The following is a 26,271-nucleotide window of genomic DNA, read 5'->3' on the forward strand; positions in this document are numbered from 1 at the left end:
TCCTTTGAGTGTCGGGTCTACAGCGCCTTGCTGACCTGGATGTCGCTGATCTTCTCGGCATCATCGCCATGAATCTTGCGCAGCGCTTCGAGGGCCTGTTCATCGGACGCGTCGTCCATCACTGCGAAGTCCCAGCGCCGCTGGCCGTCGAGTTTGTACTTGATGACGTATTTGATGTTCTGGGTCATGGCGGGCCTTATCCGAGTTTCGACGACGAGCGACGGATGATCTTGATCTTGTGGGTCAGGGTGGGTTTGCGTGTCACCGAAATCGGGCGGGTGCTCACGGTATCGATGGTGATATTCCAGAAACCGGTGCTAGGCACGGTGATTCGCGCCGGGAAACGCTCGAAGTGACCGCCATGGTAGGTGTGCCGGCCGCCGTTTTTGAAGCTGCGGAAATTGGCGTCGTTCATCAGGCGGATGTTGCAGCGCTGGGAACACTCGATAACGACGATATCGTCCTCGTTGAGGTGCTCGCGCTGGTGTACGAATTTCATGGGGTGCTCCGCAAAGTCTGGTTCTGCAAAGGTGAACGATAGCATGTTGTCGGGCCTGGCTCTCGCGCCAGATCGGCGCAGGCCGAGAAAACTGCCAAAGCCGGGAGCAAAATGGCCTGCGAATTGTCCTACACATTCTTGTCATGCGAGGTGCGATTAATGAAGTGGATGGTGGCAGCGTTAGCGCTGACGCTCGGCGGCTGCGTCAGCGTCGCTGAGCTTGAGCAGTCTCACGAGACCCTGGACGTGATTTCGGGCAAGACTCCGCGTGAATACGCCGACTGCATGAAGGCGCACCTGGCCGACACGCGCGATCCGCTGGTCGAAGAGGCCCGCGGCGATGGACTGCGCCTGATCGTGCCGCAAAAACTCACCTCTGGCGCCGGGCCAGCGGCGTTGGTGGACATCGACAAGCGGGGCAGTGGCAGCAGTATCAAATTGCATGAGCGCCTCAACAACTTCCCATTGCGCTTGGGTGATGTACGCACCTCGGCGACCAAATGCATCTCCGGAAGTTGATCTGAAGCAAGCCAAGCGCGCTTAGCAGGCCATTTGCCATCCGCTGGCCGGGTGGGGCGTTGTTGCGACTTCACTGGCGGGGCTAGTATCCATTTGCTTATGTGTTTTAAGCCTAAGCTTATAACAAAAGAAATGGAGATTCGTGATGGCCCCATTGAGACGCGTCTTGATCGGCAGCTTGCTGATCCTGGCCTGGCCGGCGGCGCAAGCCGCTGATGGCCAGAAAATATTTACCCAGGGAGGTGCCAACCCTGCCGCCATGGCCTGCATCGGCTGCCACGGTGCAGATGGCAAGGGCATTGCCGCTGCTGGGTTTCCCCGCCTGGCGGGGCTGCCTGCCGGCTACCTGGGCAAGCAATTGCACGACTGGCGCAGCGGCAGTCGCCAGCAGGCGGTCATGGCGCCACTGGCCAGTGCCCTGAGCGAAGAGGAAATCGCCGCCGTCAGTCAATACCTGGCCGAGCTGCCGGCTGACCCAGCGCCCGCGCTGCGGCGCCAGCAGATCGCAGCCAACCCCACCGAGCGCTTGGCCCTGTATGGCGACTGGACTCGGCAGATCCCAGGGTGCGTGCAGTGCCATGGCCCTGGAGGCAGCGGTATCGGCGAGCACTTCCCGCCCTTGTCCGGGCAGCCCGCGGCGTACCTGAAGGCCCAGCTCGACGGGTGGCGCAACGGCAGCCGCAAGAACGACCCCAACCAGCTGATGGCGGGCGTGGCCAAGGCCATGACCGACGCCGAAGTCACGGCGCTTTCCGAGTACTTCGCGCAGCTCACCCGTTCGGAGGTCAAGCCATGAAAACCGTATTTCCTTCGCTGTGGCTGTTGGTCGTGGGCAATGCACTGGCGAGCCCTGCGCCCATCGCCATGGAAGATCAGTCGCAGCTCAATGTCCCCGCAGCCCATGCGGCGGCGCAATTCACCCCTCCCCAGGAGCAGAGCCTGCCGGATAATGCCTTCGGCGCCATGGTCCGAGAAGGCCACGCGCTGTTCGTCGATACCCGTCGGCTGATGCCCGACGCCGTTGGCAACGGCATGAACTGCAGCAACTGCCACCTTGACCAGGGTCGTATGGCCCACTCGGCGCCGCTCTGGGGTGCGTATCCCATGTACCCGGCCTATCGCAAGAAAAACAACAAGGTCAACACCTACGCCGAACGTATCCAAGGCTGTTTCCAGTTCAGCATGAACGGCAAGCCGCCGGCCGCCGACAGCCCGCAGATGACCGCGCTTGCCGTTTACTCGTACTGGTTGTCGACCCAGGCCCCGACTGGCGTCGAGCTGCCCGGCCGTGGCTACCCCGAGGTGACGCAGCCCAAGGGCGGTTATGACTTCAAGCGTGGCCAGCAGGTGTACGCCGAGCAATGCGCGATCTGCCACGGCGACCAAGGTCAGGGCCAGAAAGTCGCAGGCGAATACGTGATGCCGCCGCTGTGGGGCAAGGATTCCTACAACTGGGGTGCTGGCATGCACCGGATCAACACCGCCGCGTCCTTCATCAAGTACAACATGCCCTTGGGCAAGCCGGGCAGTTTGAGCGACCAGCAGGCCTGGGACGTTGCCGCCTGGATCAACCGGCATGAACGCCCGCAGGACCCGCGCCTGGTCGAAGGCTCGGTGGAAAAGACGCGGTTGAAGTTCCACGCCAACGACGGCGTCAACCTGTATGGGCAAAAGGTCGATGGCGTGCTGCTCGGGCAGGGCAGTGGCCAGTGAGCAGGGCGCCCGCCGGCCCTGCCGGCGTTGGCCGCCTGAGGCCGGATAGCGGCATCTTCACGAACTTTTTGGAACTATCTACACTGAGGTGTCTCTATGATGGCAGCGTTCGACTCAGGCAGGGCATTGTAAGGTTAATCCCGCCTGATTAGACTGCGCCGAATTCCCCAGGCCTAGCCTTCGTTTAAGGATGTTTATGATCAAGAAATGCTTGTTCCCGGCAGCTGGCTACGGCACTCGTTTCCTGCCTGCTACCAAAGCCATGCCCAAGGAAATGCTGCCGGTGGTCAACAAGCCACTGATCCAGTATGGCGTTGAAGAAGCATTGGCTGCCGGTCTGAACGAAGTCTCCATCGTCACCGGTCGTGGCAAGCGCGCCCTGGAAGACCATTTCGATATCAGCTACGAGCTGGAAACCCAGATCAAGGGTACCGACAAGGAAAAATACCTGGTCGGTATTCGTCGTCTGCTCGATGAATGCTCGTTTTCCTACACGCGCCAGACCGAAATGAAAGGTCTGGGCCACGCGATCCTGACCGGCCGCCCGCTGATCGGTGACGAGCCGTTCGCCGTGGTGCTGGCAGACGACCTGTGCGTCAACCTCGATGGCGAAGGTGTCCTTGCGCAGATGGTGGCACTGTACAAGAAGTACCGCTGCTCGATCGTGGCCATCCAGGAAGTCGATCCGCAGGAAACCAACAAGTACGGCGTCATCGCCGGCGAAGAAATCAAGCCTGGGATCTTCCGCGTCGACTCGATGGTCGAGAAGCCCAAGCCTGAAGATGCGCCGTCCAACCTGGCAATCATCGGTCGCTACATCCTGACCCCGGACATTTTCGAGAAAATCGAACAGACCGAGCCTGGCAAAGGTGGCGAAATCCAGATCACCGACGCCCTGATGAAGCAGGCTGCCGAAGGTAACGTGATCGCCTACAAGTTCCAGGGCAAGCGTTTCGACTGCGGTGGCGCGGAAGGCTACATCGAGGCGACCAACTTCTGCTTCGAAAACTTCTACAAATCCGGCAAGGCGTACTGATACGCCAGCGCGGGTTCAAGGAGCCACCCTTCGGGGTGGCTTTTTTGTTCGCGGCGGCCAACGGCGGTATGCTGGGCGCCTGCCTAGGAGAGTGAATACATGGCCTACGATTTTGATCTGTTCGTGATTGGCGCCGGTTCCGGCGGTGTGCGTGCGGCGCGCTTCGCTGCAGGTTTCGGTGCAAAAGTGGCGGTGGCCGAGAGCCGTTATCTGGGGGGGACCTGCGTCAACGTCGGATGCGTACCGAAAAAACTGTTGGTCTACGGCGCCCATGTCGCCGACGAGCTGGAGCAGGCTGCTGGGTATGGCTGGACCCTGGAAGAAGGCCATTTCGACTGGGGCACGCTGATCGCCAACAAGAACCGTGAGATCGACCGGCTCAACGGTATCTACCGCAACCTGTTGACCGGCAGCGGCGTCACCTTGCTACAAGGCCATGCGCGGATCACCGGCCCCCATCAGGTCGAGGTGAATGGCGAGCAGTACAGCGTCGAGCGCATCCTCATTGCCACCGGTGGCTGGCCGCAGGTGCCGGACATCCCAGGCAAGGAGCTGGCGATCACGTCCAACGAAGCGTTTTACCTCAAGGAGCTACCACGCCGTGTGCTGGTGGTAGGCGGCGGCTACATCGCCGTCGAGTTCGCTGGGATCTTCCAGGGGCTGGGCAGTGACACCACGCTGCTCTATCGCGGTGATCTGTTCCTGCGCGGTTTCGATGGTTCGGTGCGCACGCACCTTAAGGAAGAACTGGAAAAGCGGGGCATGAACCTGCAGTTCAACGCCGATATCCAACGCATCGACAAGCTCGAAGACGGCACCCTCAAGGCCACCCTCAAGGACGGCCGCGAACTGGTCGCCGACTGCGTGTTCTACGCCACCGGCCGCCGCCCCATGCTGGACAACCTGGGGCTGGAAAACACCGGCGTCGAGCTGGATGAGCGTGGCTTCATTCGCGTCGATGAGCAGTACCAGACCACGGCGCCGTCGATCCTGGCCATCGGCGACGTGATCGGCCGCGTGCAACTGACCCCCGTAGCGCTGGCCGAAGGCATGGCCGTGGCGCGGCGGCTGTTCAAGCCGGAGCAGTACCGCCCGGTGGATTACCAGAACATCCCGACTGCGGTATTCAGCCAGCCGCCGATCGGCACCGTCGGTCTGACCGAAGAGCAGGCGCTCGACGCCGGTCACAAGGTCACGATCTTCGAAAGCCGCTTCCGCGCCATGAAGCTGACGCTGACCGAGATTCAGGAGAAAACCCTGATGAAACTGGTGGTCGACGCCGAAACCGACAAAGTACTGGGCTGCCACATGGTTGGCCCGGATGCTGGCGAGATCATTCAAGGCTTGGGCATCGCCCTCAAGGCTGGCGCCACCAAGCAACAATTCGATGAAACCATCGGCGTGCATCCAACGGCTGCTGAAGAGTTCGTCACCCTGCGCACTGCTACTCGCTGATCGGCGCGTTCACTGTTCAAAGCAACGGGTTGCGCTATCAGGCGCAATCGGTTGCTCAGCCGATTCCCTTCTATTAATGATCTGCGGTTATAGCCAAAACCAATCACAAGCATGAGCTTTGCCAATGAGCCTTTGGCAGGAACAGTCGGTAGGATTCACTCCATCAACTGATTCCAACCCCATGAAGGAGCGTCTCTCATGCCGATCATCAACAGTCAGGTCAAACCGTTCAACGCCACCGCCTACCACAAGGGCGAGTTCGTCCAGGTCAGCGAAGCCGACCTGAAAGGCAAGTGGTCCGTCGTGTTCTTCTACCCGGCCGACTTCACCTTCGTTTGCCCAACCGAACTGGGTGACCTTGCCGACAACTACGCCGAATTCCAGAAGCTGGGCGTTGAGATCTATGGCGTCTCGACCGACACCCACTTCACCCACAAGGCCTGGCACGACACCTCGGACACCATTGGCAAGATCCAGTACCCGCTGATCGGTGACCCGACTCACATCATCTCGCGCAACTTCGACGTGCTGATCGAAGAAGCCGGCCTGGCCGATCGCGGTACCTTCGTGATCAACCCGGAAGGCCAGATCAAGATCGTCGAACTGAACGACGGTGGTGTTGGCCGCGACGCGACCGAGCTGCTGCGCAAGGTCAAAGCCGCCCAGTACGTTGCCGCCCACCCAGGCGAAGTCTGCCCGGCCAAGTGGAAAGAAGGCGAAGCCACTCTGGCACCATCGCTGGACCTGGTTGGCAAGATCTAAGGTCATGCCGATCTTCCGGGCGGTAAGCAGCCGCCACAGCTGAAGTTCTCACCGCCCCGTAAAACGCCCGGGCGCTATCGCCTGGGCGTTTTTGTATCCGAGTTTTGAAAAGGAATCGCCCGTATGTTGGACGCCACGCTTAAATCGCAACTGAAAACCTACCTGGAGCGGGTCACCCAGCCGATCGAGATCGTTGCTTCCCTCGACGACGGCGCGAAGTCCCGCGAATTGCATGACTTGCTGGTAGAAATCGCCAGCCTGTCGAACCTTATTACCCTCAGCGCCGATGGCAGCGATGCGCGTCGCCCATCGTTTTCGCTGAACCGCCCTGGGGCCGATATCAGCCTGCGCTTCGCTGGCATCCCCATGGGCCATGAATTCACCTCCCTGGTGCTGGCCCTGCTGCAAGTCGGTGGCCATCCTTCCAAGGCCAGCGCCGAGGTCATCGAGCAGATCCAGGCGCTGGAGGGTGAGTTCATCTTCGAGACCTATTTCTCGCTGTCTTGCCAGAACTGCCCTGACGTTGTTCAGGCGCTGAACCTGATGGCGGTGCTCAACCCCAACGTGCGCCACGTGGCGATCGACGGCGCCTTGTTCCAGGAGGAGGTCGAGTCGCGCAAGGTGATGGCGGTGCCGAGCATCTACCTCAACGGTGAAGTCTTCGGCCAGGGCCGCATGGGCCTGGAAGAAATCCTCGGCAAGATCGACACTAACGCGGGCAGTCGCCAGGCCGAGAAAATCAACGCCAAAGCGGCGTTCGATGTGCTGGTCGTCGGCGGTGGCCCGGCTGGCGCAGCTGCAGCGATCTATGCAGCGCGCAAAGGCATTCGTACCGGCGTCGCCGCTGAACGCTTCGGTGGCCAGGTCCTCGACACCTTGGCCATCGAAAACTTCATCTCGTTGCAGGAAACCGAAGGGCCGAAGTTGGCCACGGCGTTGGAAGAACACGTCAAGCAGTACGACGTCGACATCATGAACCTGCAGCGCGGTGAAGCCTTGATCCCGGCCACCGATGGCGGCTTGCACGAAGTCCGCCTGGCCGGCGGCGCTTCGCTCAAGGCCAAGACGGTGATTCTGGCGACCGGTGCGCGCTGGCGGGAAATGAACGTGCCGGGCGAGCAGGAATACCGCGCACGGGGCGTGGCCTACTGCCCGCACTGCGATGGTCCGCTGTTCAAGGGCAAGCGCGTGGCGGTGATCGGCGGGGGCAACTCTGGCGTTGAAGCGGCGATCGACCTGGCTGGTATCGTCGCCCAGGTGACGCTCATCGAGTTCGATAGCCAGTTGCGTGCCGACGCGGTCTTGCAGCGCAAGCTGCACAGCTTGCCGAACGTCAAGGTGATTACCAGCGCATTGACCACCGAGGTGGTCGGTAACGGTGAGAAGGTCACAGGCTTGCGTTACCAGGATCGCACCAGCGAGGCGCTGCATGACCTGGAGCTGGAAGGCATCTTCGTGCAGATCGGTCTGTTGCCCAATACCGATTGGCTCAAGGGTACCGTCGAGCTGTCGCCGCGCGGCGAGATCATCGTCGACGCCAAGGGTCAGACCAACGTGCCAGGCGTGTTCGCCGCAGGTGACGTGACTACGGTCCCTTACAAGCAGATCGTCATCGCGGTCGGCGAGGGTGCCAAAGCGTCGCTGGCAGCGTTCGACCACCTGATCCGCACGTCAGCGCCGGCGTAGGTCTGCTGACGACTTGTAAAATCGAGCAAGACAACAGCACGAGTGGGCCAACTGAAGGTGTCTATGCTTAACGGCAGACACCTTCAGGACGTTCTTATGACCCTCATCAGCCGCGAGCCCTGGTGGCTAGTTCCGCCCAAGCCCGGTCAGCACGAACAAGATCTGCACTGGGGCTATCTGGAAATCTACGCCGACGGCCGTACCGTGTTCGTCGATCAGCGTCCTACCGACCAAGAACTGGCAGAACGTAAAAGCTGCCGACACTTCCCAGAGCTGGAGCGCTAGCGGCTTAGCCTTCGAGCTCGGCCAGACGCGCTTCCAGCGCGGCGACCCGCGCTTCCAGCGCCTCGATGCGCTCATCGGCGATGCCGCCAGTCGTGCTGCGCGCGCCGCCTTCCTGTTGCCGCGCAGCCAGGATCGACTCGATCTCCGCCGGCTCACCCAAGGCATGGGTGTAGCGGTCCTCGCGCTGGCCTGACTGGCGCGGCAGATGCAGCGCCAGGCCGCGGGAAACCAGGCGTTCGAGCTGATGCTGGATCTGCTCGGTGTCATCGAATTCATGCAGGCGATTGCTGCGCGCCAGCAGCTCGCCAAGGGTCTGCGGCCCGCGCAGGAACATCAACCCCATCAGCACCACTTGCGCCGGTACCAGTTCGAGGGCTTTGTCCACGCGGTGTTCCCAGCGGTCGGCGCGGCTGCCCATTTGCAAGCGTGTCATGGCTTGCCCTTCGAGCGCGCGCAGGGCCTGGCCGACCTGCCCCTGGCTGAGATTCATCACTGGCTCGCGACTGGTTTTCTGGTTGCACGCCAGCACCAAGGCATTGAGGGTCAGCGGGTAGCTTTCCGGGCTGGTGGCCTGCTTTTCGATCAGCGCGCCGAGGATGCGGATCTCGATGCTGCTCAAGCGGCCTTCGCCGGTAGTGGGATGCTCTGACATGGCCCTGTCTCATACGGGTGGGAAGGCCACTAGCGTAGGTAAAGCCTCGAGCTTAAGCAATCCGTCCGCCAACCGGCTACGGGGCCGCCATGCAGCCCCGACGGCGATCACGCGCTGCGCCGCGCCTGTCCCTCGCACGCCGCTGCGGTGAACAGCACATCGGTCGAGGAGTTGAGCGCCGTTTCTGCCGAGTCCTGGAGCACGCCGATGATGAAGCCTACGGCGACCACCTGCATGGCGATTTCGCTAGGAACGCCAAACAGGCTGCAGGCCAGCGGGATCAGCAGTAGCGAGCCGCCGGCCACGCCCGAAGCACCGCACGCGCAGATCGCTGCGACCACGCTCAGCAACACCGCGGTCGGCAGGTCGACGGCGATGCCCAGCGTGTGCACCGCGGCCAGGGTCAGCACGGTGATGGTGATCGCCGCGCCCGCCATGTTGATGGTGGCTCCCAACGGTATCGACACCGAATAGGTGTCTTCATGCAGCCCCAGGCGTGCCGACAACGCCAGGTTCACCGGAATGTTCGCCGCCGAGCTACGGGTGAAAAACGCCGTGATGCCGCTTTCGCGCAGGCACATCAGGGTCAGTGGGTAGGGGTTGCGGCGGATTTTCCAGAACACGATCAATGGGTTCATCACCAGCGCCACGAACAGCATGCAGCCGATCAGCACACCCAACAGGTGCAGGTAGCCGAGCAGGGCAGCAAAGCCCGATTGCGCCAAGGTCGAACTGACCAGGCCAAAGATACCCAATGGCGCGAAGCGGATGACCACGCGCACGATCAGGGTCACTCCGTTGGACAGGTCATCGACCACCGTGCGGGTCGTCTCGCCGGCATGTCGCAGAGCAATGCCCAGGCCGATGGCCCAGGTCAGTACGCCGATGAAGTTGGCATTGAGCAAGGCGTTGACCGGGTTGTCGACCGCACTCAGCAACAGGTTCTGCATCACTTCGCCGATGCCGCCCGGCGCGCTGAGGGTTGCCTCGCTGGCGTTGAGCACCAGGTGCGATGGAAACAGCATGCTGGCGACCACGGCCACGACGGCGGCGGCGAAAGTACCCAGCAGATACAGCCAGAGAATGGGGCGGATGTGGGTTTCCTGGCCATGGCGATGATTGGCGATCGAGGCCATGACCAGAATGAACACCAGCACCGGCGCCACTGCCTTCAAGGCACTGACGAATACCTTTCCGAGAAAGGCCAGGTCGCGGGCGAGGGCGGGTGCCAGCAGTGCCAGGGCAATACCGGCAACCAGGCCGATGACGATCTGAGTCACCAGGCTGGTGCGCTTGAGGAGACGGAAAACAGGTGTCATGTGCGGCGTGATCTCGGCAGTCAGCAAAAAGGGCGCAACTTTACCATAGACCCCAGCGGCGCAAAGTCAGCCTTGTCACCAGTGAAACAGCTCGCGGCGCGCGCCTTCGGTGATGGCCACGATCCCAGGGTGCTTGACCTTGCGTTCCACCGAGATGGCGTAGAATGACTCCAGCACCGCCTCGGTCTGGCCGATCAACTGCACGCCATACTGTCGGCACACCTCATCGGCGATCACGCTGGGGGCGACGAAAATGCCGCTGCCCGACTGACCGAAGGCCTGCATCAGTGCGCTGTCGTCGAACTCGCCGACGATCCGAGCCTGCACCTGCTGCTCGCCCAGCCAGCGCAGCAGGCGGCTACCGACCACGGTTTCCGGGCCGGGAATCAGCAGCGGCGCGTCTTGCAGGCAGGCAGGAAAGACGCCGCCATGCTGTTTGGCCAGGGCCGGTGTGGCGAAAAAGCTCAATCCGCATTCCCCCAGCTTTTGGCTATACCCCTTGATGTCCAGATGGCCGGGCATCGGGCTGTCGGAGATCACCAGGTCCAGGCGCTGGATCGCCAGGTCTGCCAGCAGTCGCTCCAGTTTGTCTTCGCGGCAGTTGATGCGCAGCACTTCGTCAAGCGCCATGGTCGGGGCCAGCAAGCGATAGACAATCGACTTGGGGACCACGTCGGCCACTCCGACGCGAAACAGAATCTGCTCTTGTGGGCCAGCCCTGAGCATCGCCTCGAGCTCATTGCCGATCTGAAACATCTGCTCGGCATGGACCAGCGTCTGGCGACCCGTTTCGGTCAGCTCCAACTGCCGGCCCACGCGCTGAAACAATTCCAGCCCGTAGGTCTGCTCGAACAAACCGATCTGCCCGCTGATGGTCTGCGCCGTAAGGTTCAACTGCTCGCTGGCGCGGGTAATGCTGCCGGTCTTGGCGACAACCCAGAAATAGTGCAGCTGACGGTAGTTGAGCACAAAATTCCCCGATTCGTAAAAACCGAAGTATACACGCTGAAAATACGAATTTTCCTGAAGTATGCCGCTGGCTAGACTGCTTACCCATCAGGCGCCGAGCGCCGGCGGAAATATTCGAGCGAGGACACTATGCTGCACTTCAAAGCCATCGGTACACCGCTGGTCCTGACCCTGGCGTTGCTGGCACTGGCCGGTTGCGACCAGGCCGAAAAATCTGCCCAGCAGATGCTTGACCAGGCGGCGCAGTCGGCCAAGCAGGCCATCGACGACACCAACAAGGCCGCTCAGCAGGCGTTGAATGAAGCGATCGGGGGCGAGGCGCGCAAGCCCAAGGCCGCTGATGCAACCGCAACGACCGAAGAAATTTAACCTCATCACCGCTGCAGGATTAGAACAATGGAATACTTGCTGGAACTCGCCGCTAGCCCAACTGCCTGGGTCGCCCTGGCCACGCTGGTCGCCATGGAAGTGGTGCTGGGCATCGATAACCTGATCTTCATTTCGATCCTGACCAACAAGCTGCCCGTGGAATATCGCTCCAAGGCACGGCGAATCGGCATCAGCATGGCGTTGGTGATGCGCCTGGCACTGCTCAGCACGGTGGCCTGGATCGTCCAGCTGACCGACCCGGTGTTCGAGGTATTCGGAAATGCGTTTTCCTGGAAAGACGTGATTCTGATCGCCGGTGGCCTGTTCCTGTTGTGGAAAGCCACCCGGGAAATTCACGAGAACGTCGACCCGCATGGCGCCAAGGAGGAGGCTAAGGTGTCGTCAACGGTCACATTGGGCTTTGCCGCTGCAATTTTCCAGATCCTGCTGCTGGACATCGTCTTCTCGGTCGATAGCATCATCACCGCCGTGGGTATGACCGAGCACCTGCCGATTATGATCATCGCGGTAGTGGCGGCGGTGATCGTAATGATGGTGGCAGCAGACCCACTGGCCAACTTCATCAACGACAACCCGACCGTGGTGATGCTGGCCCTGGGCTTCCTGATCATGATCGGCATGACACTGATCGCCGAAGGGTTCGGCGCCCATGTGCCGAAGGGTTATGTCTATGCAGCGATGGCGTTCTCGACGGCTATCGAGGTGCTCAACATCCTGGCGCGACGGGCGCGTCTGAAGCGTGATGCTGCGCAGGGCTGATGGCGTAATGCGGGGGCGCCCAGCGCCCCGTTGCATTGACTAAAGCGATAGCAGGAACATCAGTGCATCACGGCCTGTGGCCGCGGTTTGAGCTTGGGCTGCGCCTTCACCACCGGTTCGGGCGGCAGGTCGGCATGCTGCGAGTGACGCCGCACGATCCGCAGTACACCCCAGAGCATGGCGGCTGCGACGCTAAGCCACATGCTCACCAACATCAGAATTGCCATGGTCAGGCTCATGTGTGCCTCCTTCTCTTGGGCCAACTTGTGGTTTGCCCTCCAGACACTTCATTAGTCTAGCTGCCCGTCTGGGACGTTCCATCGGCTTTTAGTCGATGGAACGTCGGAGCGATGCCTGCCGCTTGTCAGACTGTACCCGGTGCGGTGGTCCCACTATGATCGGTAGCCAATGTCAGGCGCTGTCTGCCCGACCTCTGAACAAGCGAGTGTTCATGGAGCATCATTTCTGCAAACGCTTGGCCCGCGTCTCGCGTCATCTGTTGCTCACTGGCCTGCTGGCTGGCGCCCTGGCAGGCTGTGCGGGCACGCCCCCGACAGGGCTCAAAGGCCTGCCGCAACGGGTCGAGATCAGCAGCGTGCCGTTTTATCGCGGCAACGCCAACCACAGCGGCGCGATGGCGCTTGCAGCCTTGCTTTCGCAACAAGGCGCGCCTATCACCCCTGGGTTGCTGGACAAGCCGCTCAACCTACCTGAAGGTGCCGACGCACTGGCCACCGGCATCCCGCAGGTCGCACGCGCATACGGCAAACTGGTGTACCCGCTGGACAAGCAGCTCGATGCCTTGCTCGTGCAAGTGGCGGCCGGTAATCCGGTGCTGCTGCGTTATCAGGAAGGCTCGGCGTGGTGGAGCGAGCCGCGGTACGCGGTGTTGATCGGCTACGACACCTACAAGAAGCGCGTGCTGCTGCGCTCAGGCATGCAGCGTCGCCAGCTCATGGGGTTTGACGACTTTGCCCAGAACTGGGCGAAGGAAGGGAGTTGGGCGGTGCTGGTGCAACCACCGCGGCAGTTGCCGGCCCAGGTGGATCGCCAGCGCTGGCTGCAAGCTGCCGACGCTTTGGCTAGGGCCGGCCAGGAAGGGGCCGCGAAGCAGGCGGTGGCCAGCCTCGAAAACGCGCGCTGACACCTGGCGCTTCGCCCATCGAGCGAAGCGCCAGTTCACGCTTGGGCTCAGAAGCCCAAGCGATCGCGCAGGCTGTAGTACCAGGCGCCGATGGCGCTGAACGGCACGCGGAGCATCTGCCCACCTGGGAACGGGTAGTGCGGCAAGCCGGCAAAGGCGTCGAAACGCTCGGCCTGGCCACGCAAGGCCTCTGCAAGCACCTTGCCTGCCAGGTGCGTGTACGTGACGCCATGGCCCGAGCAGCCCTGGGAGTAATAGATGTTGTCGCCGATGCGACCGACCTGCGGCAGCCTCGACAGGGTCAGCAGGAAGTTGCCGGTCCAGGCGTAGTCGATCTTGACGTTCTTCAGCTGCGGGAACGCCTTGAGCATCTTTGGCCGGATGATCGCTTCGATATTGGCCGGATCGCGTGCACCGTATACCACGCCACCGCCGAAGATCAGGCGCTTGTCGCCGGTCAGGCGGTAGTAGTCGAGCAGGTAGTTGCAGTCTTCCACGCAGTAGTCCTGCGGCAGCAGGGTGCGCGCCAGCTCTTCGCCCAGCGGCTCGGTGGTGATCACCTGGGTGCCGCATGGCATCGATTTGGCCGCCAGCTCAGGCACCAGGTTGCCCAGGTAGGCATTGCCGGCGACGATGATGTACTTGGCACGAACTTTACCTTGCGGGGTGTGCACCACCGGGTTGGCACCACGCTCGATGCGCACCGCCGGCGTCTGCTCATAGATGATGCCACCCAGCGACTCGACCGCTGCCGCTTCACCCAAGGCCAGGTTCAGCGGGTGGATGTGGCCACCGCTCATGTCCAGCATGCCGCCGATATAGCTCTCGCACGCCACCACTTCACGGATGCGTTTCTGGTCCATCAGCTCCAGTTGGTTATGGCCGAAGCGTTCCCACAGGCGCTTCTGCGATTCCAGGTGGCCCATCTGCTTGGCGGTCAGCGCGGCGAAGACCCCGCCGTCCTTGAGGTCACACTGGATGTTGTACTTGGCCACGCGCTCGCGGATGATGCGCCCACCTTCGAAGGCCATCTGGCCCAGCAGCTGAGCCTGCTTGGGGCCGACGGTACGCTCGATCACGTCGATATCGCGGCTGTAGCTGTTGACGATCTGGCCGCCGTTGCGGCCCGAAGCGCCGAAGCCGACTTTGGCAGCTTCGACGATGCTCACCTTGAAGCCGTTTTCGAGCAGGAACAGCGCGCTGGAAAGGCCGGTGTAGCCGGCGCCAATGATACAGATGTCGGTTTCCACCTCACCCTGCAGCGCCGGACGTGGCGGCACCGGGTTGGCCGAGGCGGCGTAGTAGGACTGGGGGTAGGGGGTGTTAGCCATGCTGCAGGAACCTCGTGTTTTATATTTTTAACGAATGTACCGATGCTATCAATAATAATAAACACCCGCTAGTCGTCTGTTAAAAATCCGTTACCCCCTGGGCGCCGCTAGCTATCTATAAACAGTTTAAGATTCAGTGGCTTAGCGTAAAAAAAAGTATTGACAGCAGTTATGGAATGCGTAGAATGCGCACCAACACGACAGGCACATAGCTCAGTTGGTTAGAGCACCACCTTGACATGGTGGGGGTCGTTGGTTCGAGTCCAATTGTGCCTACCAAACAAAGTCCCGTTTCACGGGCATCAGAAAGGGCGATCCGAAAGGGTCGCCCTTTTTGCATGGTTGCCGCGGCGGCGGAAACGCGCGCCCTAGGCAACGTGTTGAAAGTTTTGATTTTTTTGAAAAAAATGCTTTACAGGTGTGCGTCCGATCACTAATATGCGCACCACACGACAGGCACATAGCTCAGTTGGTTAGAGCACCACCTTGACATGGTGGGGGTCGTTGGTTCGAGTCCAATTGTGCCTACCAAACAAAGCCCCGTTTTACGGGCATCAGAAAGGGCGATCCGCAAGGGTCGCCCTTTTTGCTTTCCGCTTGCTCACGAAGCAGCGTGTAACCTTTGGTCGCGGGCGGTGACTGCTGTGGCCGTGATAGAATCCGCCCCTTCGAATCTGGAGGTACGCGCGTGCGCAAACTGGTGGTGGTGTTGGCAGTGATGGCCCTGGTCGGCTGCGAAAACGAGGTCGAAGGCGTGCACAAGCAGGTCGCAGAGCACCTGCCCAATCCTGGCACCGCCAAGTTCGGCAACGTGCGCATCGACACGAAAGGCACCATTTGCGGCCAGGTGCGTAGCAAGGATGACGCCGGCCAGTACCTGGCTTATCGCAGCTACGTCGCAGTCAAGACTGGCGACGGCCAATACCAGATCATCGTCGCCGACGGCAGCAACGAACTGCGTATCCGCGAATACTGCGGCGGCGCAGAGCTGCAACGGCGCGCCGACGCACTGGCCGATCAGCCGGCCCCTGAAGGGTGGGATGTCGAGGTGATCCAGGGCGCCAACATGGGCGCGCTGAGCGACATGACTGCACGCTTGATCGAGAAGGGCATTGCCTCTTCGGTGGAATACCGTGAGGGCAAGCCAGTGGTGTTGCTCGGCCCATTCCCCAGCAAGGCTGAGGCACAGGCGCGCCAGGCCGAAGTCATGGCCAAACTGGGTACCGATTCTGTGGTCATCCAGCACGGCGCGCAGCGTTAACTGTTATCTGTAGGCTTCCCCGGCTATGCTTGCCTTGAGCAAGCCAAACGGGGAGGGCCTCATGTCTACGCTGGAACGGGCCATTGCCGTAGCCGCCAAGGCGCACGAAGGCCAATGTGACAAAGGCGGAGCGGCCTACATTCTGCATCCGCTGCGGGTCATGATGCGGGTGAGCACGCCGGAGCAGCGTATCGTTGCCGTGCTGCACGATGTCCTTGAAGACACTTCGATGACCCTTTCGGACTTGGCCCGTGAGGGCTTTCCTCTGAAAATCCTTGCCGCCTTGCTGGCCCTGAGCCGTCACAGCGGCGAAAGCTACCAGGACTTCGTCGTGCGCCTGGGTAGCGACCCCTTGGCGCGCACGGTCAAACTGGCCGACCTGGCCGACAACAGTGACCTCACGCGCATCGCCATACCTGGCCCGGCCGACCTGGCGCGCCTGGCCCGTTACCGTGAAGCCAGCGCTTACCTGCAGGCGCTGGCCTGAGCTTCAGTCGTCCTTGGGGACTGTCCAGAACAGCTGAACGCCGCCGTCATCGCGGTGGGCGAGGGTAACGTTATCGTTTTCGGCGATTTCCTCGAGCAGTGTTTCCCAGTCGTCTGGCGATTCGTGTTCCAGGCGGAAGATCAATGCGGCACGGCTGCGCTGGGCCAGGGGGTTGTTGATGATCTTCTGAATGCGCAGGCCCATTTGCTGGTAACTGCTGGCAGCTGCGGATGCGGTAGTGGCCACGGGTGGCGATTCCTTGTTGTGCTGTACGTGCGTACAGTATTTCACGGCAGGTGTTTTCGCAACTGGTACACTGACGCTTCGCTGTTCTTTCTACGGAGTCTGTTGATGAGCGCCCTTACTTTCCGCCAACCCCGCCTGCAAGACGCTGAACGCTGCTTCGACATCGAGATCAGCGCCTATGAAGGCGACGAGGCGGCAACCCTCGACAAGATCCGCACGCGGATCAGCCAATACCCCCAAGGGTTTCTATTGCTGGAAGAACAGCAGGGCATCGTCGGCTTCATCAACAGCGGCTGCGCCCATCAGGTAGTGATGTCGGACGAGGCGTTCAAGGAGCTTGTCGGGCACGACCCAGACGCGCCCAATGTGGTCATCATGTCGGTCGTGGTCGACCCCGCTCACCAGGGCAGAGGTTATGCCGGCCAGCTGATGACAGCGTTCATTGCGCAGATGAAAGGGTACGGCAAGCAGACCATTCATTTGATGTGCAAAGAACAGCATGTGCAGCTGTACCGCAAGATGGGCTATCGGTACGTTCAGCCATCGCCTTCGGAACATGGCGGCATGGCCTGGCACGAGATGGTCATGGAGCTGTAACGCGTAGCGCATGGTGATGAAAAATGGGGCGCTGCTGCGCCCCATTTTGATTTCTCGGGATGGATCAGTATTCCCAGAAAATCCGCTGCAGCTCCTTGCTGTCTTGGGTCTTGGTCAATGCCACCATCGCCAGAATCCGCGCCTTCTGCGGGTTCAAGTCATGCGCCACGATCCAGTCGTTCTTGTCGTCCGGCTGCTCGGCATTGCGCAGCACGAAGCCACCCTGGTTGACGTGGGACGAGCGAATGATCTGCACACCGTTCTTGCGCAGCTCCTGCAGGGCGGGGACCACGCGCGAGGACACCGAGCCGTTGCCGGTGCCAGCGTGGATCAAAGCCTTGGCGCCATTTTGCGCCAGCGCCTTGTAGGCGGTGTCGGTCACGTTGCCGTAGCCATAGGCGATATCGACCTGGGGCAGGCTGCTGATTTGCTTGATGTCGAACTCCGAGTTGCTGGTGTGGCGCTTGGCCGGCAGGCGGAACCAGTACGATTTGCCTTCGACCACCATGCCCATTGGGCCCCAGGCGCTCTTGAAAGCTTCGGTCTTGATATTGACCGACTTGCTCACGTCGCGACCCGATTGAATCTCGTCATTCATGGTCACCAACACGCCCTTGCCGCGCGATTGCTTGTCGCCCGCCACGGCCACGGCGTTGTACAGGTTGAGCATACCGTCGGCGGACATTGCGGTGCCTGGGCGCATGGAGCCGACCACCACGATAGGCTTATCGGTCTTCTCCACCAGGTTGAGGAAGTAGGCGGTTTCTTCCAGGGTGTCGGTACCGTGGGTGATGACGATGCCATCGACGTCGGCGCTGTCAGCGAGCTCGGCCACGCGTTTGGCCAGTTTCAGCAGGTCATCGTTGCTGATGCTTTCGGAGGCGATCTGCATGACTTGCTCGCCGCGTACATTGGCGACGTCCGCCAGCTCCGGTACGCCGGCGATCAGCTTGTCGACGCCCACCTTGGCGGCCTGGTAAGTGGCGCTGTTGGCAGCGCTGGCGCCGGCCCCGGCAATCGTGCCGCCGGTGGCCAGAATCACCACGTTGGCAAGTTTCTGTTGGGTTTCGGCTTCCTTGGCCGAGGCAGTGGTCGGCAGGATCAGCAGCAGCGCCAAGGCGCTGGGTGCGAAGGTTTTCAGTGCAGCATTCATGATTATTGTTCTCTCTCGTCCAATTGAGCTGTGTTGCAGGCACAAGCGAGGCAGGTTTCGTACCAACCCCGGAAGCGTGCGCAATCTGGGGCGCTGGGCACGCTCTGCATCCGGAACCCCGAACAAGCATAGGAAAAATTGTTCGGTTTTTCGGAGAATTTCCGGATAATCAATCAAGACGTCCGCCTCGCAGGCCCTGGCAAAACGCATTTGACAAAGAGGGATCTTGTTCCCATAGTTAGCCAGCGCAAACGTTTGCGATCCGATAAAAAAACAAGATTCGGAGTCATATTTCATGAAGCTGCCATTCCCCGGTCGTCTCTTGGCCCTCGCCGTCGTCTCCTCGCTGTCCCTGGCTGTGCCGCTGGCGGCTGCCCACGCTGAAGAGCAACCCAAAGTCGCCTTGGTCATGAAGTCACTCGCCAATGAGTTTTTCCGCACCATGGAAGACGGTGCCAAGGACTATCAGAAAGCCCATCCTGCTGATTTCGAGCTGGTGGCCAACGGCATCAAGAACGAAACCGACACAGGTGAGCAGATTCGCATCGTCGAGCAAATGGTCAATTCCGGCGCCAAGGCGCTGGTGATCGCGCCAGCTGACTCCAAGGCACTGGTTTCGGCGGTGAAAAAGGCCATGGACAAAGGCGTGATCGTGATCAACATCGACAACCGCCTGGACCCCGAGCTGCTCAAGAGCAAAGGCATCAGCGTTCCCTTCGTCGGCCCGGATAATCGCAAGGGCGCACGCATGGTCGGCGAATACCTGGCCCAGCAGAAGCTCAAGGCCGGTGATCAGGTCGGCATCATCGAAGGCGTGCCAACCACCACCAACGCTCAGCAGCGTACCGCCGGTTTCAAGGACGCCATGACCAGTGCCGACATGAAGATCGTCTCGGTACAGTCCGGCAACTGGGAGATCGACAAGGGTAACGCGGTGGCTGCCTCGATGCTCAACGAGTACCCAGACCTCAAGGCACTGCTGGCCGGCAACGACAGCATGGCACTCGGCGCCGTTTCGGCAGTGCGCGCGGCGGGCAAGACCGGCCAGGTGCAGGTGGTTGGCTACGACAACATCAATGCCATCAAGCCCATGCTCAAGGACGGTCGCGTGCTCGCCACCCTCGACCAGGCCGCTAGCCAGCAGGCGGTGTATGGCATTCAGGCGGCGCTGCAGATCCTCAAGGGCGAGAAACCGAACGTCGACGCCGACAACGTCATTCAGACGCCGGTCGAACTCATCACCCAGCCCTGATCCTCGGGAGTGACGGCCATGCCTGAAGCGGCCAACGAAGTGGTGCTCGCCGCCAGCGCGCTGGGCAAACGCTACGCCCAGCCGGTGCTGGCCGAGGTCAGCCTGAGCCTGCACGCCGGTGAAGTGCTGGCGCTGACCGGTGAGAACGGCGCGGGCAAAAGTACCTTGTCCAAGCTCATCTGCGGGTTGGAAAGCCCCAGCACCGGGCAGATGCATTATCGCGGTCAAGCCTATGCGCCGGCCAGCCGCAGCGAGGCCGAGCGCCTGGGCGTGCGCATGGTGATGCAGGAACTCAACCTGCTGCCAACCTTGACGGTGGCGGAAAACCTGTTCCTCGACAACCTGCCCAGCCGTTTCGGCTGGATCAGCCACAAGCGCCTGCGCCAGCTGGCCACTGCCGCCATGGCCCAGGTCGGGCTCGATGCCATCGACCCTGACACGCCAGTGGGCGAGCTGGGCATCGGTCATCAGCAAATGGTCGAGATTGCGCGCAACCTGATCGGCGATTGCCGCGTGCTGATCCTCGATGAGCCCACGGCCATGCTCACGGCCCGCGAAGTCGAATTGCTGTTCACCCAGATCGAGCGCTTGCGTCAGCGCGGCGTGGCGATCGTGTACATCTCCCACCGCCTCGAGGAATTGCAGCGCGTGGCACAGCGCATCGTCGTGCTGCGCGACGGCACGCTGGTGTGCGACGAGCCGATTCAGCGCTACAGCAGCGCCGAACTGGTCAATCTGATGGTCGGCCGCGAGCTGGGCGAGCACATCGATCTGGGCCGGCGCCGCCTCGGCGCGGCGTTGCTCAAGGTCGACAACCTGTGCCGCGGCGACAAGGTGCGGGATGTATCGCTGCAGGTCAGGGCAGGGGAGATCTTCGGCATCTCCGGGCTGATCGGTGCCGGACGCACCGAGCTGCTGCGCCTGATCTACGGCGCCGACCGCGCCGACAGTGGCAGTATCCAGATTGGCCAGCCACTCCAGGCGGTCAACATCGACTCACCGAAGGCAGCGGTAAAAGCGGGCATTGCCTTGATCACCGAGGACCGCAAGGGCGAAGGCCTGCTGCTGACCCAGTCGATCAGTGCCAACATCGCGCTGGGCAACCTGCCGGCCGTGTCCCGTGCCGGGGTGCTCGATGGCGCGGCCGAACAGGCCTTGGCCGAGCGCCAGATCAGCGCCATGCGCATCCGCAGTGCCAATGCGGCGCAGACGGTGGCAGAGCTGTCTGGCGGCAACCAGCAGAAAGTGGTGATCGGCCGCTGGCTGGAGCGTGATTGCCAGGTGCTGCTGTTCGATGAACCGACCCGCGGCATCGACGTCGGTGCCAAGTTCGATATCTATGGCTTGCTGGCCGAGCTCGCACGCCAGGGCAAGGCCTTGGTGGTGGTGTCCAGCGACCTGCGCGAGTTGATGCTGATCTGCGACCGCATCGCCGTGCTCTCGGCCGGTCGTCTGATCGATACGTTCGACCGTGAGCACTGGAGCCAGGATCAACTGCTCGCTGCTGCCTTCGCCGGTTACCAGAAACGTGATGCCTTGCTGCATGACGCAGCGCCCAGGATGGATGCATGAAAACCACACCACTCGATACAACCGGCGCCCCGGCGCGTCGCAGCGGCACCTATTTCGGCCTGGGCACCTACCTGGGCTTGGCCGGCGCCTTGCTGGCGATGATCGTGCTGTTCTCGTTCTTGAGCAGCCACTTCTGGTCGTACGCCACCTTCAGCACCTTGGCCAACCAGATCCCTGATCTGATGGTGCTGGCCGTGGGCATGACCTTCGTGCTGATCATCGGTGGCATCGACCTGTCGGTCGGCTCGGTGCTGGCCCTCGCAGCCTCGACCGTCAGCGTGGCGATGCTGGGCTGGGGCTGGAGCGTGCTGCCGGCGGCCTTGCTGGGTATGGCCATCGCGGCCCTGGCCGGCAGCATCACCGGTGCCGTCACCGTTGCCTGGCGCATCCCGTCCTTCATCGTGTCGCTCGGTGTGCTGGAGATGGCCCGAGGCCTGGCCTATCAGTTCACCGATTCGCGCACCGCTTACATCGGCGATGCCTTCGCCTGGTTTTCCGAGCCGTTCGCCTTCGGCATTTCGCCGGCCTTCGTGATTGCCTTGCTGGTCATCGTACTGGCGCAGCTGGTGCTCACCCGGACGGTGTTCGGCCGCTACCTGATCGGTATTGGCACCAATGAAGAGGCTGTGCGTCTGGCGGGTATCGACCCGCGGCCTTACAAGGTCTTGGTGTTTGCCCTGATGGGCCTGCTCGCGGGCCTGGCCGCGCTGTTTCAGATTTCGCGCCTGGAGGCCGCCGACCCCAACGCAGGTTCGGGCCTGGAGCTGCAGGTGATCGCTGCTGTGGTGATTGGCGGCACCAGCCTGATGGGCGGGCGCGGCTCGGTGATCAGCACGTTCTTTGGTGTGCTGATCATCTCGGTGCTCGCCGCAGGGCTTGCGCAGATCGGTGCTTCCGAGCCCACCAAGCGCATCATCACCGGGGCGGTGATCGTCATCGCCGTGGTGCTCGACACCTACCGTAGCCGGCGTGCAGGCCGGCGGAACTGACAACATGGCCACCATCAAAGATGTCGCTGCCCTGGCGGGCATTTCCTACACCACGGTGTCGCATGTGCTGAACAAGACGCGTCCGGTCAGCGAGCAGGTCCGGCTCAAGGTAGAGGCCGCGATCCTCGAGCTCGACTACGTGCCCAGCGCCGTGGCGCGCTCACTCAAGGCGCGCAGCACGGCGACCATCGGCCTGCTCGTGCCCAGTAGCGTCAACCCCTATTTCGCCGAATTGGCGCGCGGCATCGAGGATGCCTGCGAACGCAACGGCTACTGCGTGATCCTGTGCAACTCCGATGACAACCCGCAGAAACAGCGCAGCTACTTGCGGGTGTTGCTGGAAAAACGCATCGACGGCCTGGTGGTGGCATCGGTGGGCGAGGACGCCGACCTGTTGCAGAGCCTGGCCGGTGTGCGCACGCCCATGGTCATCGTCGACCGCGAACTCGAGGACGTCGATGCCGATCTGGTGCGCATCGACCACGAACAAGGCGGCTACCTGGCAACCCGACATCTGCTGGATCTGGGTCACCGTGATATCGCCTACATCGGCGGCCCCGCCGAAACCGGTGTCAGTCAGCTGCGCCTGCGCGGTTTTCGCCGGGCGATGGCTGAAGCACAGGTATCGGTCGCCGCCGAGCGCGAGCTGCACTGCGACTTCACCAGCCCCGGTGGCCATGCCGCAGCCGGGCGCTTGCTCGATGGCGAACGCCCGACGGCCATCTTCGCCGGCAATGACATGATCGGTTTCGGCGTGTTGCGTGCGGCAGCCGAGCGCAATATTGACGTGCCCGGTGAGCTGTCGGTGATTGGCTTCGACGACATCGAGCTGAGCCGTTATGTGTACCCACCGTTGACCACCGTGGGTCAATCGATCCGCGAGTTGGGTGAAAGCGCCGCCGCCTTGTTGCTGTCGCGCATCGCCGTGCCACGTGCTGGCGCTGCCGAGCAGCGCATTGTCGAGCCGCGCATCGTGCCGCGCGAATCCACCGGGCCGCGCCCGGATTTGTTCAATGATTACCGCTAAGGAATTGCAATGAGTGCCAAGGTCGTGGTGGTCGGGAGCCTGAATATGGACCTGGTGGCCCGCGCTCAGCGGCTGCCAAGGCCGGGCGAAACCCTTGCCGGGGAGCAGTTTTTCACCGTGCCTGGCGGCAAGGGCGCCAACCAGGCGGTAGCCGTGGCCCGCCTGGGCGCAAGCGTTGCCATGGTGGGCAATGTTGGCGATGACGCCTATGGCCAGCAGTTGCGCCAGGCGTTGCAGGCTGAAGGGGTCGAGTGCCAGGCGGTGAGCGTCTGTCCAGGCAGTTCCAGCGGCGTGGCGCTGATCACGGTCGATGCTGCCAGCCAGAACTGTATCGTCATCATACCCGGCGGCAATGGCCTGCTGACGCCTGCCTCGGTACAGCGTTTCGATGCCCTGCTGCAGGCGGCCGAGGTCATCATCTGCCAGCTGGAAGTGCCTGCCGAGACGGTAGCCTGGACGCTTGCCCGAGGTCGCGAGCTCGGCAAGCAGGTCATCCTCAATCCCGCCCCGGCTACAGGGCCGCTGCCGCCGGATTGGTTCGCCAACATCGATTATCTAACGCCGAACGAAAGCGAGGCCGGGGCGTTGACCGGTGAACCGGTCACCGACCTGGACAGCGCCCGCCGCGCCGGTGAGCGCCTGTTGCACATGGGCGCTGGCAAGGTCATCGTCACCTTGGGCGCGCAGGGCGCATTGCTGGTCGAGCGTGCCGGCAGTCGGCATTTTCCGGCGCCGCACGTGCGACCGCTGGATACCACGGCGGCCGGTGACACCTTCATTGGCGGTTTTGCCGCAGCGCTGGTGCAGGGCCAGACGCAGGACCAGGCCATCGCCTTCGGTCAGCGTGCGGCAGCCTTGTCGGTCACCCGCGCCGGGGCGCAGCCGTCGATTCCGTACCTGGCGGAGCTCATCCCATGAAAAAGACCGCGTTGCTGAACATCGCCCTGTCGCGCACCATCGCCGGGATGGGGCACGGTGACATCTTGGTGATCGGTGATGCCGGGTTGCCGGTACCGCCTGGGGTCGAACTGATTGACCTGGCGTTGTGCCCGGGCATCCCGGATTTCACCAGCGTATTGCGCGCGGTATTGAGCGAGCTGCAGGTGGAGCGGCACGTTCTGGCTGAACAGATGCAAGCGGTGGTGCCGCCGGCGCTGGTCGAGATCGAGCGTCTGAAAGGCAAGCTCGGCAAGCGCGAATGGCTCGATCACGAAGCCTTCAAGCAGCTGACCCGCAATGCCCGGGCCATCGTGCGTACCGGCGAGTGTCAGCCCTACAGCAACATCGCCCTGGTCTCCGGCGTGACCTTTTAACGCCGCATGTTTTCTTTCGGCAACAGGAGTGCCCCATGCTCAAACCACTGCTACAAGGATTGACCCTCATGGCCGCTGCTGCCGCCACCAGCCTGCAGGCCGCCCCGCGCGAGCTGATCATAGACACCGACCCCGGTGCCGATGATGTGGTGGCGCTGTTCCTGGCGATGGCCTCGCGCGAGGAACTCAATATCCGCGCAATCACCACCGTGGCCGGCAACGTGCGCCTGGAAAAAACCTCGCGCAATGCGCGCTTGGCCCGTGAGTGGGCGGGGCGCGAAGACATTCCCGTGTATGCCGGAGCAGGCCGGCCACTGGTGCGCACGCCGATCTACGCCGCAGAAGTCCATGGCGAAGAGGGCCTTACCGGGGTACAGGTGCACGAGCCGAAACAAGCACTGGCAGACGGCAACGCCGTGCAATACCTGATCGATACCCTGGGTCAAGCGCAGCCGCACAGCATTACCCTGGCCATGCTCGGGCCACAGACCAATCTTGCCCTGGCGCTGATTCAGCAGCCAGAGATCGCCAAGGGCATCAAGGAAGTGGTGGTAATGGGCGGCGCGCACTTCAACGGGGGCAACATCACGCCGGCTGCCGAATTCAACCTCTATGCCGACCCGCACGCAGCTGAAGTGGTGCTGGCCAGCGGTGTGCAGCTGACCTATCTACCGCTGGACGTCACGCACAAAGTGCTGACCAGCGATGCGCGGTTGAAACAGCTGGCCGCGGTGAACAACAAGACCAGCAAGCAGGTGGTCGATATCCTCGAGGCCTACATAAAGCACGACATGGACCTGTACGGCATGCCCGGCGGTCCGGTGCACGATGCCAGTGTCATCGCCTATCTGCTCAAGCCTGAGCTGTTCAGCGGCAGACGCATTCACATGAGCGTCGACAGCCGCGAGGGGCCAGGCTTCGGTCAGACCGTCGCTGACTGGTATGGGGTCCTCAAGCAGCCTGCCAACGTGCTGTGGATCAACGCCGGCAACGCTCAAGGATTCTTCGATTTGCTCAGCGAGCGCCTGGCTCGATTGCCATAGCCCCATGCGGCGCGTAGCGCTCGAAGACCTGGTCGATGAAGCTGCGCGCCGCGTCACTGCCGCGGTCGCGCACCAGCAGATCGATGGCAATCAGCAGCAGCTCCTCGGGGGTGCCGGGGCTGTAGGCGCTCTGGCCCTCGGCCCATTTGACCTTGATGTTGGCGTCGATGCTGTGGGTGCTCATGAAGAGGTCTCGCTGGGGCCCGGGGCGGAGGGGCGAACACCGGATCCTGGCGTTCGAAGAAGGCACTGTGCCTTCACTTCCTAAAGTAAATCATGACTTTGCGGCTCGAACCAAGCGACTCGTCGGCTGAGCGGTAAAATTCGGTCACGATTGCCGTTGGCCGAAGCGGGCGCAGTTCGGGCAGACTTGCACGGTTTTGCAACAAACTCTTGGTGGAACTGTCGGATCAGGCAGTTCCCAGATCGATTTTAGGAGGATTCATGTTCCGTACCCGTGCGTTGCTGGCGACCTTGGCGGTTGCTGCTGTGTTGGCTGGTTGCAGCACCGGCGGCAGCTCCGGCGGTGGCCAGGCGGTCGATGGCACAGCCAGCAACGATGGTCGCTGCCAGGCCAGTGGTGCTGATTTTGCCATCGGCAAACAAGGCAGTGCCGACCTGCTCGAGCAAGCACGCAAGGCCAGCGGCTCGCAAATGGCGCGCATTCTCAAGCCGCGCGATGTGGTGACGTTGGAGTACCGCTCCGAGCGCTTGAACCTGAATGTTGACGAGCAGGGTGTGGTAACCCGCGTCAACTGCGGCTGAGAGGTCTGCCCATCGCTCCTGGTGGGCGATGCCAGCCAGAAGGCCAT

32 protein-coding genes and 2 tRNA genes are annotated in these 26,271 nt (G+C 61.9%); 24 read left to right on the plus strand and 10 right to left on the minus strand.

Annotation, left to right across the window (positions count from 1 at the left end; genetic code table 11):
• Positions 1-17: 17 nt before the first annotated feature.
• On the minus strand, positions 18-188 hold the full coding sequence (locus tag ACLEJW_RS08750) for a hypothetical protein (protein WP_178108279.1): 171 nt from the start codon (positions 186-188) through the stop codon (positions 18-20).
• Positions 189-196: 8 nt separating this feature from the next.
• Entirely contained in the window at positions 197-499 is a 303-nt protein-coding gene (locus ACLEJW_RS08755) for a DUF1883 domain-containing protein (RefSeq protein WP_145182585.1), read from the minus strand.
• A gap of 159 nt (positions 500-658) precedes the next feature.
• On the opposite strand from ACLEJW_RS08755, the gene ACLEJW_RS08760 reads away from it, so the two are divergent.
• The 8 genes from ACLEJW_RS08760 (at position 659) to ACLEJW_RS08795 (ending at position 7,955) form a co-directional block, all read left to right on the plus strand.
• On the plus strand, positions 659-1,018 hold the full coding sequence (locus ACLEJW_RS08760; protein WP_145182588.1) for a hypothetical protein: 360 nt from the start codon (positions 659-661) through the stop codon (positions 1,016-1,018).
• A 145-nt stretch (positions 1,019-1,163) separates the two neighbouring features.
• Complete coding sequence (locus ACLEJW_RS08765; protein WP_313456485.1) at positions 1,164-1,814, plus strand: c-type cytochrome; 651 nt, start codon at positions 1,164-1,166, stop codon at positions 1,812-1,814.
• Positions 1,811-2,731, plus strand: a complete 921-nt coding sequence (locus ACLEJW_RS08770; protein WP_313456487.1) for a c-type cytochrome — start codon at positions 1,811-1,813, stop codon at positions 2,729-2,731. Before ACLEJW_RS08765 ends, ACLEJW_RS08770 begins: the two co-directional genes overlap by 4 nt.
• 196 nt (positions 2,732-2,927) lie before the next feature.
• Positions 2,928-3,767 (plus strand): UTP--glucose-1-phosphate uridylyltransferase GalU, encoded by an 840-nt coding sequence (gene galU / locus ACLEJW_RS08775; RefSeq protein ID WP_145182596.1) that lies wholly within the window; start codon positions 2,928-2,930, stop codon positions 3,765-3,767.
• A gap of 99 nt (positions 3,768-3,866) precedes the next feature.
• Positions 3,867-5,222, plus strand: coding sequence for a glutathione-disulfide reductase (gene gorA, locus ACLEJW_RS08780; RefSeq protein WP_313300083.1), 1,356 nt, complete (start codon positions 3,867-3,869; stop codon positions 5,220-5,222).
• Between the two features lie 198 nt (positions 5,223-5,420).
• Complete coding sequence (gene ahpC / locus ACLEJW_RS08785; protein WP_133330622.1) at positions 5,421-5,984, plus strand: alkyl hydroperoxide reductase subunit C; 564 nt, start codon at positions 5,421-5,423, stop codon at positions 5,982-5,984.
• A 123-nt stretch (positions 5,985-6,107) separates the two neighbouring features.
• Entirely contained in the window at positions 6,108-7,670 is a 1,563-nt protein-coding gene (gene ahpF / locus ACLEJW_RS08790; RefSeq protein ID WP_440777366.1) for an alkyl hydroperoxide reductase subunit F, read from the plus strand.
• A gap of 96 nt (positions 7,671-7,766) precedes the next feature.
• Positions 7,767-7,955: a hypothetical protein gene (locus ACLEJW_RS08795; RefSeq protein ID WP_440777367.1), complete on the plus strand. Its 189-nt coding sequence runs from the start codon at positions 7,767-7,769 to the stop codon at positions 7,953-7,955.
• Between the two features lie 4 nt (positions 7,956-7,959).
• On the opposite strand, the gene ACLEJW_RS08800 is transcribed toward ACLEJW_RS08795, so the two are convergent.
• From ACLEJW_RS08800 to nhaR, 3 genes are all read right to left on the minus strand, one after another.
• A complete protein-coding gene (locus ACLEJW_RS08800) occupies positions 7,960-8,607 on the minus strand; it encodes a YceH family protein (RefSeq protein ID WP_145182607.1) in 648 nt (215 codons plus the stop codon).
• 107 nt (positions 8,608-8,714) lie between these two features.
• Positions 8,715-9,926 carry a serine/threonine transporter SstT gene (gene sstT, locus ACLEJW_RS08805; RefSeq protein WP_440777368.1) on the minus strand — a complete coding sequence of 404 codons (1,212 nt, stop codon included), beginning with the start codon at positions 9,924-9,926 and terminating at the stop codon, positions 8,715-8,717.
• 75 nt (positions 9,927-10,001) lie between these two features.
• Complete coding sequence (gene nhaR, locus ACLEJW_RS08810) at positions 10,002-10,895, minus strand: transcriptional activator NhaR (RefSeq protein ID WP_145182613.1); 894 nt, start codon at positions 10,893-10,895, stop codon at positions 10,002-10,004.
• Positions 10,896-11,024: 129 nt separating this feature from the next.
• Between nhaR and ACLEJW_RS08815 the strand changes: the two genes are divergently transcribed.
• Together ACLEJW_RS08815 and ACLEJW_RS08820 are read left to right on the plus strand one after the other, a co-directional pair.
• On the plus strand, positions 11,025-11,264 hold the full coding sequence (locus tag ACLEJW_RS08815) for a hypothetical protein (protein WP_145182616.1): 240 nt from the start codon (positions 11,025-11,027) through the stop codon (positions 11,262-11,264).
• A gap of 27 nt (positions 11,265-11,291) precedes the next feature.
• Complete coding sequence (locus tag ACLEJW_RS08820; RefSeq protein WP_145182619.1) at positions 11,292-12,044, plus strand: TerC family protein; 753 nt, start codon at positions 11,292-11,294, stop codon at positions 12,042-12,044.
• 59 nt (positions 12,045-12,103) lie between these two features.
• Here ACLEJW_RS08820 and ACLEJW_RS08825 read toward each other — a convergent pair whose 3' ends face one another.
• Positions 12,104-12,283, minus strand: a complete 180-nt coding sequence (locus ACLEJW_RS08825; RefSeq protein ID WP_313456498.1) for a hypothetical protein — start codon at positions 12,281-12,283, stop codon at positions 12,104-12,106.
• Positions 12,284-12,438: 155 nt separating this feature from the next.
• Here ACLEJW_RS08825 and ACLEJW_RS08830 point away from each other — a divergent pair, with 155 nt between their 5' ends.
• The gene (locus tag ACLEJW_RS08830) at positions 12,439-13,188 is read left to right on the plus strand and encodes a peptidase C39 family protein (RefSeq protein WP_313456501.1); all 750 of its coding nucleotides are present in this window, start codon (positions 12,439-12,441) and stop codon (positions 13,186-13,188) included.
• 47 nt (positions 13,189-13,235) lie between these two features.
• On the opposite strand, the gene ACLEJW_RS08835 is transcribed toward ACLEJW_RS08830, so the two are convergent.
• Positions 13,236-14,519: an NAD(P)/FAD-dependent oxidoreductase gene (locus tag ACLEJW_RS08835; RefSeq protein ID WP_145182628.1), complete on the minus strand. Its 1,284-nt coding sequence runs from the start codon at positions 14,517-14,519 to the stop codon at positions 13,236-13,238.
• A gap of 202 nt (positions 14,520-14,721) precedes the next feature.
• On the opposite strand from ACLEJW_RS08835, the gene ACLEJW_RS08840 reads away from it, so the two are divergent.
• The 4 genes from ACLEJW_RS08840 to ACLEJW_RS08855 all read left to right on the plus strand — a co-directional run bounded on the left by ACLEJW_RS08840 (position 14,722) and on the right by ACLEJW_RS08855 (position 16,267).
• Positions 14,722-14,798, plus strand: a tRNA-Val gene (locus ACLEJW_RS08840).
• 175 nt (positions 14,799-14,973) lie between these two features.
• Positions 14,974-15,050 (plus strand) — tRNA-Val (locus tag ACLEJW_RS08845).
• 157 nt (positions 15,051-15,207) lie between these two features.
• Positions 15,208-15,780: an SPOR domain-containing protein gene (locus ACLEJW_RS08850; protein ID WP_145182631.1), complete on the plus strand. Its 573-nt coding sequence runs from the start codon at positions 15,208-15,210 to the stop codon at positions 15,778-15,780.
• Between the two features lie 61 nt (positions 15,781-15,841).
• Positions 15,842-16,267 (plus strand): GTP pyrophosphokinase, encoded by a 426-nt coding sequence (locus tag ACLEJW_RS08855; RefSeq protein ID WP_145182633.1) that lies wholly within the window; start codon positions 15,842-15,844, stop codon positions 16,265-16,267.
• Between the two features lie 3 nt (positions 16,268-16,270).
• Here the strand turns inward: ACLEJW_RS08855 and ACLEJW_RS08860 are convergent, their stop codons facing one another.
• Positions 16,271-16,513 carry a DUF1654 domain-containing protein gene (locus ACLEJW_RS08860; protein ID WP_145182637.1) on the minus strand — a complete coding sequence of 81 codons (243 nt, stop codon included), beginning with the start codon at positions 16,511-16,513 and terminating at the stop codon, positions 16,271-16,273.
• A 105-nt stretch (positions 16,514-16,618) separates the two neighbouring features.
• On the opposite strand from ACLEJW_RS08860, the gene ACLEJW_RS08865 reads away from it, so the two are divergent.
• A complete protein-coding gene (locus tag ACLEJW_RS08865) occupies positions 16,619-17,110 on the plus strand; it encodes a GNAT family N-acetyltransferase (RefSeq protein WP_313296591.1) in 492 nt (163 codons plus the stop codon).
• Between the two features lie 64 nt (positions 17,111-17,174).
• Here the strand turns inward: ACLEJW_RS08865 and ACLEJW_RS08870 are convergent, their stop codons facing one another.
• Entirely contained in the window at positions 17,175-18,263 is a 1,089-nt protein-coding gene (locus ACLEJW_RS08870) for an asparaginase (RefSeq protein WP_440777369.1), read from the minus strand.
• A 295-nt stretch (positions 18,264-18,558) separates the two neighbouring features.
• Between ACLEJW_RS08870 and ACLEJW_RS08875 the strand changes: the two genes are divergently transcribed.
• The 7 genes from ACLEJW_RS08875 to ACLEJW_RS08905 are packed head-to-tail and all read left to right on the plus strand — an operon-like array spanning position 18,559 to position 25,459.
• Entirely contained in the window at positions 18,559-19,515 is a 957-nt protein-coding gene (locus tag ACLEJW_RS08875; RefSeq protein WP_313296594.1) for a sugar ABC transporter substrate-binding protein, read from the plus strand.
• Between the two features lie 18 nt (positions 19,516-19,533).
• Complete coding sequence (locus tag ACLEJW_RS08880; protein WP_313456508.1) at positions 19,534-21,087, plus strand: sugar ABC transporter ATP-binding protein; 1,554 nt, start codon at positions 19,534-19,536, stop codon at positions 21,085-21,087.
• The gene (locus ACLEJW_RS08885; RefSeq protein WP_145182651.1) at positions 21,084-22,076 is read left to right on the plus strand and encodes an ABC transporter permease; all 993 of its coding nucleotides are present in this window, start codon (positions 21,084-21,086) and stop codon (positions 22,074-22,076) included. Before ACLEJW_RS08880 ends, ACLEJW_RS08885 begins: the two co-directional genes overlap by 4 nt.
• A 4-nt stretch (positions 22,077-22,080) precedes the next feature.
• Complete coding sequence (locus ACLEJW_RS08890; RefSeq protein WP_440777370.1) at positions 22,081-23,103, plus strand: LacI family DNA-binding transcriptional regulator; 1,023 nt, start codon at positions 22,081-22,083, stop codon at positions 23,101-23,103.
• Positions 23,104-23,112: 9 nt separating this feature from the next.
• Positions 23,113-24,021, plus strand: a complete 909-nt coding sequence (gene rbsK, locus ACLEJW_RS08895) for a ribokinase (RefSeq protein WP_145182657.1) — start codon at positions 23,113-23,115, stop codon at positions 24,019-24,021.
• On the plus strand, positions 24,018-24,416 hold the full coding sequence (gene rbsD / locus ACLEJW_RS08900; protein ID WP_145182661.1) for a D-ribose pyranase: 399 nt from the start codon (positions 24,018-24,020) through the stop codon (positions 24,414-24,416). The genes rbsK and rbsD overlap by 4 nt, the downstream gene beginning before the upstream one ends.
• A 35-nt stretch (positions 24,417-24,451) precedes the next feature.
• On the plus strand, positions 24,452-25,459 hold the full coding sequence (locus tag ACLEJW_RS08905; RefSeq protein ID WP_313296606.1) for a nucleoside hydrolase: 1,008 nt from the start codon (positions 24,452-24,454) through the stop codon (positions 25,457-25,459).
• On the opposite strand, the gene ACLEJW_RS08910 is transcribed toward ACLEJW_RS08905, so the two are convergent.
• Positions 25,431-25,643 carry a hypothetical protein gene (locus ACLEJW_RS08910; RefSeq protein WP_145182667.1) on the minus strand — a complete coding sequence of 71 codons (213 nt, stop codon included), beginning with the start codon at positions 25,641-25,643 and terminating at the stop codon, positions 25,431-25,433. The genes ACLEJW_RS08905 and ACLEJW_RS08910 overlap by 29 nt on opposite strands.
• Before the next feature lie 260 nt (positions 25,644-25,903).
• Between ACLEJW_RS08910 and ACLEJW_RS08915 the strand changes: the two genes are divergently transcribed.
• Positions 25,904-26,224 carry an I78 family peptidase inhibitor gene (locus ACLEJW_RS08915; RefSeq protein ID WP_313296609.1) on the plus strand — a complete coding sequence of 107 codons (321 nt, stop codon included), beginning with the start codon at positions 25,904-25,906 and terminating at the stop codon, positions 26,222-26,224.
• The last annotated feature ends 47 nt before the right edge of the window (positions 26,225-26,271 follow it).

It is taken from the genome of Pseudomonas sp. SMSB3 (assembly GCF_052041965.1).
GTDB lineage: Bacteria > Pseudomonadota > Gammaproteobacteria > Pseudomonadales > Pseudomonadaceae > Aquipseudomonas.